Source organism: Janthinobacterium sp. CG_23.3 (assembly GCF_046115965.1).
Taxonomy (GTDB): Bacteria; Pseudomonadota; Gammaproteobacteria; order Burkholderiales; family Burkholderiaceae_D; genus Janthinobacterium.
Genome location: NZ_JBJXIB010000061.1, coordinates 24,460 through 34,738 on the forward strand (window position 1 = coordinate 24,460; position 10,279 = coordinate 34,738).

The 10,279-nt window shown below is 66.2% G+C and carries 8 protein-coding genes; 3 read left to right on the forward strand and 5 right to left on the reverse strand.

What is annotated here, in order from left to right:
- Nucleotides 1–120: 120 nt before the first annotated feature.
- Entirely contained in the window at nucleotides 121–1,776 is a 1,656-nt protein-coding gene (locus tag ACFDR9_RS15410; RefSeq protein ID WP_409031555.1) for a glycosyltransferase family 39 protein, read from the reverse strand.
- Entirely contained in the window at nucleotides 1,773–2,162 is a 390-nt protein-coding gene (locus ACFDR9_RS15415) for an Mth938-like domain-containing protein (RefSeq protein WP_409031556.1), read from the reverse strand. The genes ACFDR9_RS15410 and ACFDR9_RS15415 overlap by 4 nt, the downstream gene beginning before the upstream one ends.
- Nucleotides 2,163–2,452: 290 nt before the next feature.
- Here ACFDR9_RS15415 and ACFDR9_RS15420 point away from each other — a divergent pair, with 290 nt between their 5' ends.
- Both ACFDR9_RS15420 and ACFDR9_RS15425 read left to right on the forward strand, forming a co-directional pair.
- Nucleotides 2,453–3,682, forward strand: a complete 1,230-nt coding sequence (locus ACFDR9_RS15420) for a pyridoxal phosphate-dependent aminotransferase (protein ID WP_017874442.1) — start codon at nucleotides 2,453–2,455, stop codon at nucleotides 3,680–3,682.
- Nucleotides 3,683–3,741: 59 nt separating this feature from the next.
- Nucleotides 3,742–5,064 (forward strand): homoserine dehydrogenase, encoded by a 1,323-nt coding sequence (locus ACFDR9_RS15425; protein ID WP_409031557.1) that lies wholly within the window; start codon nucleotides 3,742–3,744, stop codon nucleotides 5,062–5,064.
- Nucleotides 5,065–5,252: 188 nt separating this feature from the next.
- On the opposite strand, the gene ctlX is transcribed toward ACFDR9_RS15425, so the two are convergent.
- Nucleotides 5,253–6,203 (reverse strand): citrulline utilization hydrolase CtlX, encoded by a 951-nt coding sequence (gene ctlX / locus ACFDR9_RS15430; RefSeq protein ID WP_409031558.1) that lies wholly within the window; start codon nucleotides 6,201–6,203, stop codon nucleotides 5,253–5,255.
- A gap of 1 nt (nucleotide 6,204) precedes the next feature.
- On the reverse strand, nucleotides 6,205–7,272 hold the full coding sequence (locus tag ACFDR9_RS15435) for an ornithine cyclodeaminase (protein WP_409031559.1): 1,068 nt from the start codon (nucleotides 7,270–7,272) through the stop codon (nucleotides 6,205–6,207).
- Between the two features lie 156 nt (nucleotides 7,273–7,428).
- Here ACFDR9_RS15435 and ACFDR9_RS15440 point away from each other — a divergent pair, with 156 nt between their 5' ends.
- Nucleotides 7,429–7,851, forward strand: a complete 423-nt coding sequence (locus tag ACFDR9_RS15440; RefSeq protein ID WP_026132345.1) for an Lrp/AsnC family transcriptional regulator — start codon at nucleotides 7,429–7,431, stop codon at nucleotides 7,849–7,851.
- A 97-nt stretch (nucleotides 7,852–7,948) separates the two neighbouring features.
- On the opposite strand, the gene ACFDR9_RS15445 is transcribed toward ACFDR9_RS15440, so the two are convergent.
- Nucleotides 7,949–10,204, reverse strand: a complete 2,256-nt coding sequence (locus ACFDR9_RS15445) for a collagenase (RefSeq protein WP_409031561.1) — start codon at nucleotides 10,202–10,204, stop codon at nucleotides 7,949–7,951.
- Nucleotides 10,205–10,279: the final 75 nt, after the last annotated feature.

Below are 10,279 nucleotides of genomic sequence, written 5' to 3' on the forward strand. Positions count from 1 at the left end.
GCGCGGACCGCGTGGCCCGGGCCGTGTCGGCCGGGGCGGGTCGGGTACATTTTAAAGCTTAATCGGATTGCCAGTGGAATTGCCTGCGCTATTCGTCGCGCCGGCCGGCGTCGGCGCGCCCTAGCGGTTGGCCACGACCATGCGCCGGCTGTCCTGCGCCACCACCCGCATCGGCACGCCGCGCAGGCGCAACTTGGCGTAATAGTCGGGGCGCAGGATGGCCAGGTCGCGCACGCCGGCCTGGGCGTCGGCGCGCCATTGCGCGACGAAGGCGTCGACGTCCCGCGCCAGCGCGGGCTGCTGGCGCAGGCCGAACTCGAACTCGTCGCTGTAGTCGACCAGCGTGACGGTGCGGCCCAGGTAGAACGTCAGCGCTTGCTCGTAGGTGCCAACCGAGTAGATCGTCGTCGCCGGCCCGAGTTCCGCCCTGATCTGCGGCAACAGCGCGACGCCGGCGCGCAAGCGGCCGTAGGGCTCGAAGCCGGCGAGTATCAAATGCGTCGCCAGGAAGCCGGCGCAAGCGAGCGTCAGCACCGTCACGTCGCGCCGCGCCTGGCGCGCGCGCAGCAGCGCCAGCGCGCCGCCGGCCAGCAAGACGAAGGCGGCCGCCAACAACCACGGCTCGTAAGCCTTGAGCGGCAGCAATTCGGCGGGCGGGCGCTGCGAACCCTGTATCGCCAGCGGCACCGCCACCAGCGCGGCCGCGCCGAGCAGCGCCACCAGCGCGGCGCACAGCATGTGGCCGCGCCGCGACGCCGTCTCCAGCTGCAGCGCGATCAGCAGCGCCAGCGCCGGGAAGACCGGCACGATGTAGCCGGGCAGTTTGGAACTCGAGCAGCTGAAAAAGACAACGATGAAGGCGGCCCACACCAGTAGCAGCAACTTGGGTTGGAACGCGCCCGGCGCGCGGCGCAGCGCCGCGGCCAGGCTATGCGGCAGCAGGGTCAGCCACGGCATCACGCCGACCAGCAGCAGCGGCACGAAGTAGTACCAGGCGCCTTCGCGGTGGTGGGTCTTGAGCAGGAAGCGCTCGACGTGCTCGTGGATGAAAAAGAAGTGCGGCTGTTCCGGGTTGTTCAGCGCCACCAGCACGAACCACGGCGCGGCGATGGCGAAAAACAGCAGGGCGCCCTTGGCCAGGTGCAGGCGGCCCCAGATGGCCCAGTCGCGCGCGGCCAGCGTGTACAGCACCAGCACCGCGCCCGGCAGCACCAGGCCGATCAAGCCCTTGCTCAGCACCGCCAGCGCCATGCCGGCCCAGCAGGCCAGCATCCAGTTGCGCCGACCGGCCGCGCCGGCGCCGTCGCGCTGGGCCAGCAGCAGGCCGGCCAGGCTCAGCGTCATCATCGCCGCCAGGCCCATGTCGAGCGAGTCGATTTGCCCGGCGGCGCTCCAGAACAGGCTCGAGGCGAGCACCAGGGCGGCGTACAGGCCGACGCGCGCGCCGAACAGCTTGGCGCCGGCGTGCGCCGTCAGCGCCACGCCGAGCAGGCCGCACAGGCCGGTCCACAGGCGCGCCTGCCACTCGCCGACGCCGAAGGCGGCGAAGGTCAGCGCGTTCATCCAGGTTTGCAGCGGCGGCTTCTCGAAGTACTTGATGCCGTTCAGGCGCGTGGTGATCCAGTCGCCGCTGACGAACATCTCGCGCGCCATTTCGGCGTAGCGGCCCTCGTCGGGCGGCACCAGGGTGCGCACGCCCAGCATGTACAGGGTGATGGCGGTGAAGGCGAGCAGCAGGCACCAGAGCAGCGGTTTCGACTTGTGCAGCTGGTTCATCGGGCCGGCGCGCCGCTCTCGATGATCAGGGCCAGCGTGACCTTGCGGCCCTCGCCCATCAAGATATTGTAGGTGCGGCAGGCGGCCTTGTTGTCCATGCATTCGACGCCGATCCGGGCCATGGTCAGCGCGGCGCTCAGTTTCGGGTGCACGAAGCGCTGGCGCGCGCCGGTGCCGAGGATCACCACGTCCGGCCGGTCGGCCAGGATCTGCGCGAAGTGCGCCTCGGTGAGTTCTTCGAAGGCGGCGACGTCCCAGTCGCGCGGGGCGGTTTCGGGCATGACGACCAGGCTCCTGCCGAAGTGCCGGGCGTTGATTTCGACGCCGCTGTCGTCGTAGCCGGTGATGGTCTGGTATTGTTTGGTGGTGCTGGGATGGAGCTTCATGGACGTGTCGGTGGTGGATTGGTCGGCGAACTGCGGCGCCCCGGCGCTGCGCCGGCGGGGCCGAAGGCCGTAAGCATGCCATAAAACCCACACATGCGCCAAAAAAGTGCAAATCGCCGGCCGGCGCCGCCGCCGCGCCGGATAAACCGCGCCGCGGGCTGCGCTTTTTCGCGGCGACCAGTAATAAGGTTGATAAAATGGGAGGGTTTCGGCAGAATGGTTATTTTCGCATCGCAGCAATCGCGGCGCCGGCCGCGCGCCGGCAGCCCCCATCTAGACAGGATTTTACTTTGCGACTGATTCAGAAATCGAACAAACTGGCGGACGTCTGCTACGACATCCGCGGCCCGGTCTTGGAGAAATCCAAGCAGATGGAGGACGAGGGCCACAAGATCATCAAACTGAACATCGGCAATCTGGCGGTGTTCGGCTTCGATCCGCCCGACGAGATCGTCCACGACATGATCGTCAACCTGCACGGCGCCGCCGGCTACACCGACTCGAAGGGCATGTTCGCGCCGCGCAAGGCGGTCATGCACTACACCCAGAGCAAGAACATCGCCGGCGTGACGATCGACGACATCTACCTGGGCAACGGCGCCTCCGAGCTGATCGTGATGTCGATGAACGCGCTGCTCAACGACGGCGACGAGGTGCTGGTGCCGGCGCCGGACTACCCGCTGTGGACCGCCGCGGTCAGCCTGTCGGGCGGGCGGCCGGTGCATTACGTCTGCGACGAGCAGGCCGACTGGTATCCCGACATCGACGACATGCGCCGCAAGATCACCAGCAACACGCGCGCCATCGTCGTCATCAACCCGAACAACCCGACCGGCGCGCTGTACCCGGTCGAGGTGCTGCGGCAGATCGTCGAACTGGCGCGCCAGCACCAGTTGATCATCTTCGCCGATGAAATCTACGACAAGACGCTGTACGACATGGCCGAACACGTGTCGATGGCCTCGCTGGCCGACGACGTCCTGTTCATCACCCTCAACGGCCTGTCGAAGAACTACCGCTCCTGCGGCTACCGCGCCGGCTGGATGGTGGTGTCGGGCGAGAAGCGCCATGCCAAGGACTACATCGAGGGCCTGAACATGCTGGCCTCGATGCGTTTGTGCGCGAACGTACCGGGCCAGTTTGCGATCCAGACTGCGCTTGGCGGCCACCAGAGCATACAAGAGCTGGTCGGGCCGGGCGGACGCCTGTTGAAGCAGCGCGATTTGGCGCACCAGTTACTCACCGATATCCCGGGCGTGAGCTGCGTGAAGCCGAAGGCGGCGCTGTATATGTTCCCCCGTCTCGATCCGAAGATTTATCCGATCGCCGACGACCAGCAATTCGCCTACGAGCTGCTGGCCGAGGAAAAGGTGCTGATCGTCCAGGGCACCGGTTTCAACTGGATCGCGCCGGACCACTTCCGCGTGGTGTTCCTGCCGAACTCCGACGACCTGACCGACGCCTTCGGCCGCATCGCCCGCTTCCTCGACGGCTACCGCCGCCGCGCCAGCTTCGGCTAAGCCGGTTTGACCAATTAACCTGGCGTCCGCATTGCGCGGGCGCCGCAACGAAGAGATTTATGAAACCCATCAAAGTAGGCCTGCTAGGCCTCGGCACCGTCGGCCTCGGCACCTTCAACGTCCTGCAGCGCAACCAGGCCGAGATCAAACGCCGCGCCGGCCGCGGCATCGAAATCGTCGCCGTCGCCGACCTGAACACGGCGCGCGCGCTGGAACTGACCGGCGGCGCCTGCGCCGTGGTCGGCGACGCCAACGCCATCGTCAACGATCCGGAAATCGACATCGTCATCGAGCTGATCGGCGGCTACGGCATCGCCAAGGACCTGGTGATGCAGGCCATCGCCAACGGCAAGCACGTCGTCACCGCCAACAAGGCGCTGCTGGCCATGCACGGCAACGAGATCTTCGCCGCGGCCCAGGACAAGGGCGTGATGGTGGCGTTCGAGGCGGCGGTCGCCGGCGGCATCCCGATCATCAAGGCGCTGCGCGAAGGCCTGACGGCCAACCGCATCGAATGGATCGCCGGCATCATCAACGGCACCACCAACTTCATCCTCTCGGAAATGCGCGACAAGGGCCTGGACTTCGGAACCGCGCTCAAGCAGGCGCAGGAGCTGGGCTACGCCGAAGCCGACCCGACCTTCGACATCGAGGGCGTCGACGCCGCGCACAAGGCCACCATCATGTCGGCGATCGCCTTCGGCATCCCGGTGCAGTTCGCCAAGGCGCACGTCGAGGGCATCAGCAAGCTGCAGGCGATCGACATCCAGTACGCCGAGCAACTGGGCTACCGCATCAAGCTGCTGGGCATCACCAAGCGCGCGCTGGTCAACGGCGTCGAGGGCATCGAACTGCGCGTGCACCCGACGCTGATCCCGAGCAAGCGCCTGATCGCCAACGTCGAAGGGGCGATGAACGCCGTGCTGGTGCAGGGCGACGCCATCGGCGCCACGCTGTACTACGGCAAGGGCGCCGGCGCCGAGCCGACCGCCTCGGCGGTGATCGCCGACCTGGTCGACATCACCCGCCTGGCCACGGCCGATCCGGAGCACCGCGTGCCGCACCTGGCGTTCCAGCCGAACGCGATGACCGACATCGAGATTTTGCCGATGTCCGAAATCACCACCAGCTACTACCTGCGCATGCACGTGGCCGACCGGCCGGGCGTGCTGGCCGACCTGACCCGCATCCTGGCCGACGCCACCATCTCGATCGACGCGATGCTGCAAAAAGAGCCGGCCGAGGGCGAGACCCACACCGACATCATCATGCTGACGCACCAGACGCAGGAAAAGAACGTCGTGGCGGCGATCGCCAAGATGGAAGCGCTGGCCAGCGTGGTCGGCAGCGTCACCAAGATCCGCCTGGAAAACCTGAGCTGATTTTTGAGCGCGCGTAAAAAAGCGGCGATGCACTCGCCGCTTTTTTTTCGCCCGAAAAGCAAAGACGCAACCCCGGGGCAGGCCCCCGAACTTGTTAGCCGCCGCGACAGTGTCGTGGCTGGGATAGCGGGACGCGTAATCCGACCATGTCCGCCGAAGCGGGCCGCGCCGCTCCAGGCCGACGTTGTTTACGCGGTCAACGGCGGCAGGAATACCTCCGCCAGCATGCAGCGCGCGCCGCCGCCGCCGAGCCGCTCGATGGTGTCGAGCGCCGCCACCAGCGGCTCGCCGTGCGCGGCGATGCGCGCGCGCTGCCCCGGCCGCAGCGCGTTCCAGGCGCGCCGCGACATGGCCCACAAGGGCCGGCCGAGGGCGGAGCGCAGCTCCAGCATGTTGCCGGCGAATTCGCCCATCTGCGCCAGGCTGATCTCGACCAGCTCGGCGCCGTCCCGGCACAGCGATTCGCGCAGCGCGGCGCGTTCATCCTCGTCGCGCAACGCCTCCAGGCAGGCCACCGCCAGCGTGGCGCCGACCGCCATCATCACGTTGGTGTGGTAAATCGCCTGGCCGGCGCCATCGCAGGCGTGGAACCAGTGCGCGCGATAGCCGGTGTGGCGCAGGAAGCTGTCCATCGCCGCCGGATGGCTGCGCAGCGAATGGCAGACGTAGGCGATGCGGCGGCGCCGGTCCAGCACCATCGAGCCGGTGCCTTCCAAAAAATGCCCGTCCGCCTCGTGGAAGCTGAAGTCCGTCACGCGCCCGAGCGCGAAGCGCCGCCCGATCTGTTCCAGCGTGGCGGCGCTGCGTTCCAGCCGGCGGTTCTCGGCCGCCATCGGATACAGCAGCGCCTCGCCGTTTTCGTGGAAGCTGATCCAGTTGTTCGGGAATACCGAGTCCGGCGTGTGCGGCTCGGCGCCGTCCTCGACCACCAGGACGGCGACGCCGGCCGCGCGCAGCGCCGCGACATAGGCGTCGAATTCGAGCAGGGCCTGCTCTTGCCCCCGCTCCTGTATCTGCGCCTGGCCGGCGTGCGCCGCGGGCTGCTGGAAGGCGTTGCTGGCCAGCGTCTGCGGATTCGACAGGAATCGCGCCGGGCGCACCATCATCACCTGGCTACTCGTTTGCGTCGTCTCCGCCATGTCAGGCCAGCACCGCGCCGGGCGCCGGCGCGCTTTCCGCGGCGCCGCGTCGCGCTTCGCCAAGGCAGGCGAACAAATCCTTCGGATCGGCCGGCGTTGGCACCAGTTCGGTGGCGCTGCCGATGTCGTGCGCCGCCGCCAGGTCGTGCACGTAGCGCAGCGCCGAGAAGTCCTCCAGCGCGAAGCCGACCGAATCGAACACCGTCACCTGGCCGGCGTGCTCGCGCCCGGGCTGCTCGCCGGCCAGCACGCGCCACAATTCGGTGACCGGGAAATCGGCCGGCATTTGCTGGATGTCGCCTTCGATGCGGGTCTGCTCCTCGAATTCGACGATGACGCGGGCGCCGCGCAGGATGTCGGCGTGCAGCTCGGTTTTGCCCGGGCAGTCGCCGCCGACGGCGTTGATGTGCATGCCGGGTTCGACCATGTCCGGCGTCAGGATGGTCGCGTAATGCTTGTCGGCGGTGATGGTGGTGACGATGTCGGCGCCGCTGACGGCCGCGCGCGCGGAGGCGGCGATGCTGATCTCCAGGCCGTCGATCCGGCCGAGGTTGCGCAGCAGTTTTTCCGAGGCGGCGCGGTCGGTGTCGTAGATGCGCACGCGGTCTATGCCCAGCATCGCCTTGAAGGCGAGGATCTGGAACTCGCTTTGCGCGCCGTTGCCGATCACCGCCATGCAGCGCGCGTCCGGCCTGGCCAGCTCGCGCGCCACCAGCGCCGACGTGGCGGCGGTGCGCAGCGCCGTCACCAGCGTCAACTCGCTCAGCAGTTGCGGATAGCCGGTGGCCATGTCGGCCAGCACGCCGAAGGCCATCACCGTGGGCAGCTTGAACAGCGTGTTCTGCGGATGGCCGTTGACGTACTTGAAGGCGTACAGGCTGCGGTCGGAGATCGGCATCAACTCGATAACGCCGACGTCGTTGTGGTTGGCGACGCGCGCCGACTTCTCGAATTCGCTCCAGCGCAGATAATCGGCGCGGATGTAGCCGGCCAGTTGCGTGATGAAGGTGTCGGCGCCGACCCTGCGCACCAGTTTTTGCATGTCGTTGAAATCGATGTAGCGTGTCATGGTAAATCTCCTTGTGGTTTTTATCTGCGGCGTTCTCTGCCGCGTTGGAACCATTATCGGAGGGTGGAGGGTTAACTAAAAGTGGAGGAGACTAACGTTTTTATATAAAATCTGTCGAATCGGCAGGATAAATTGACGTTTTGAACAGGATTGAAGATGAACGACACCGACCACCAATTGCTGGCGCTGCTGCGCGACGACGCCCGGATGTCGCTGACGACGCTGGCGCAGAAGCTGCGCGTGTCGCGCGGCACGGTGCAGAACCGCCTGGCCAAGCTGGAGGAAAGCGGCGTCATCGCCGGCTATACGGTGCGCCTGAAGCCGGAGGCGGAGGCGCACCGGATCAGGGCCTGGACCGGCATCGCGGTCGAGGGCAACACCGCCACCGCCGTGCTCAAGGCGCTACGCGGCGAACCGGGCGTGCACACGCTGCATTCGACCAACGGGCGCTGGGACTTCATGGCGGAGCTGAGGGCGGACAACTTGGAGGGCTTGGACCGGGTGCTGGGCCGGGTGCGGCGCATCGACGGCATCGCCAACACCGAGACCAGCATCCTGCTGTCGACGCACAAGCTGTGAGGCTGGCGCGCCGAACGAGCGTGGCGCTTTTCGTAGGTCGGCTTAGCCGGAACGGCGTAACCCGACCTACGGCGCTTGCCTCTATTTGATTGGCGCCTCAGTCGTAGGTGGCGCTGACGTTGACGCCGCTGAACGGCTGCTTCGCCTTCAGCATGACGTAGTACCAGCGGCCGGCCACCGGCGAGCCGATGGCGACGTTTTCGCGGTTGCCCGCATTGGCCGAGCCGACGTCGTAACTGCTGATGGTCGGGTAGCGGTCCAGCGCCTGGTACAGGTCGACGTCGCCGGTACCGCCGCTGGTGCTCACTTTGACGTTTTTCGCGCCGGCCGGCAGCATCAGGAAGACATACGCCTGGGTGCTGGAGGAGAGGTTGCGGATCGAGCAGTTCTTGCCAAGGTAACTCGTCGACGGGCATTCCGGCAGCAGCGGGTCGGCCGGCATCGGCGGCTCGCCCGCCGTGGTGGCCGTGCCGGCCCAGGAGGCGAACTCGGTGTCGTAGCGCGTGCCGATGTAGTCCATATAGGTCTGGTAGCCGGCGTAGTCGCCAACCCTGAACTTGGCCAGGATCGGATCGATGTCGCCGCGGTGCCGTTCCATCATGAAGCGGGTCGCCATGTAGCCCCAGCGGTAGGCGCGCGCCTGGTAGTCGGACATCTGGTAGGTGTTGCCGAAGATCTGGCTGAGCCGGTAGGCGCCGCCGCGGGCGACGTCGATCGACGCCTGGTTATTGTTTTTATACGACAGGTATTCGGCGATGCCCTCGATCCACCAGACGGTCGGCTTGGAGACGCCGGCGCCGAAGTCGCCGTACATATTAAAGCGCCCGTCCAGATAGTGGACGTATTCGTGCTCCAGATTCCAGACCTGGAAGCTTGGCCGCAGCCATGACGCCTCGTGCGCGATGAAGCGGGCCTGGTTGCCGACGACGCCGGGGTTGCCCTCCAGGTACATGCCGCCGTTGTTGGTGTCGATATCGTAGATGATGCCGGCGTACTTGCTGTAGTTGCTGTAGTCGTCGAACACCACCAGTTCCAGCGCGGTGTTGTTGTCGTTCGCCACCGGCGTCTGCTTGGTCTGCAACATGGCGTGGAAGTAGCTTTCCTCGGTCTGCAGCCTGGCGCAGGAGTCCTGCAACTGCGCCGTCGTCATGTCCTGCGCGCGCACGCGCAGGGTCGGACTGCAGGTGTAACTGTTTTTCAGCACCGCGTTGGCCAGCGTGGCCGTGTAATTGCAGGTGCCGTATTCGGCGCAATTGGCGTTGTCGTAGTATTTGACGGCCGACGCGGCGGCCAGCCACAGCGTGCTGTCGGCGCCCAACATCGTGCTGCTGGCCAGCATGTTCTTGACCATCGGCTTGACGCTGGCCTTCAGGCCGGAATATTGCATGAAGCGGAAGGCCTCGTTGGCCGCGTCGTGCAACTGGTAGGCGGCGCTGGACAGCAGGGCGGCCTTGTTGTTGACCGCGAAGTTGTTCAGCGCGGTCGCATACGACGGGTCGTTTTGCAACAGGGCCACGCCGTCGCTGCGGAAGTGGGCGTAGAAGATCGCCGACAGCGCGCCGGTGAAGCCGCCGCCGGCGCTCGCTTGCTTGAGGGCGTCCGCCGCCGTCGGATTGGCGCTGGTGTTGGTGAAGCGCAGCACCAGGTTTTTCAGGCTAGGCAGGAAATACGGCTCGTCGTGCATGTTATTGACGAGCTTCAAGGTTTCGCCCGCCGTGCTGGTGGCGCTGGTGTTGGTGGTGAACAGCTTGTTGCCGTCGATCAGTTGCTTGAGCGGCGCGCGCAGCGTGCCGAGCAGCGCCGGCGACGGCATCGCTAGCGTGCCGCCTTCGGCCAGGTAGTAGCCGGCCCGCAGGTAGATCAGCAAATTCACCAGTTTGATGTTGGTGGCGCTGTAGGCGGCGGCCTCTTGCGCGAAGCGGCTGGCGACGGCGCTGAAATTGGCCGCCGAATAGACCTGGGCGGCTTGCGCCGCGCTCAGCGAAAACAGGCCGTAGTGGCATTCATAGTCCGGCAGACTGACGAGGTAATCGGCCAGCGCCGCGCCGCTATAGCTGGCCAGCTTGTTCATGTCCTGGCATTCCGGCGGCGCGGCCAGCGCCCGCTGGCTCTTGTTGCGTTGTTCCGGCGTCAACAGGTCGAGACGCGGCTTGGCCGTTTTCGATAAGTTGAACTGCGATTGCTCGACCGACGGCGGCAGGGTTTGCCGTTCGCGTGGCTGCGGCGCTTGCTTCAGGCGGACCCGGTCGTCGGCATGCTGGACGGCTTGGCCGGCGGCGTGCAGGACCGGGCTGAGGCAGGCTGCAATCAGACCCGCAAGATAAATGGATTTGCGTGACTGTTCAGCCGCTATGCGGCAAGCGGGATAGGATTACCGTTGAAGGCCCGGAGCAGAACCTCAAGCATGCCATGGCCTTGCTTGCGTAGC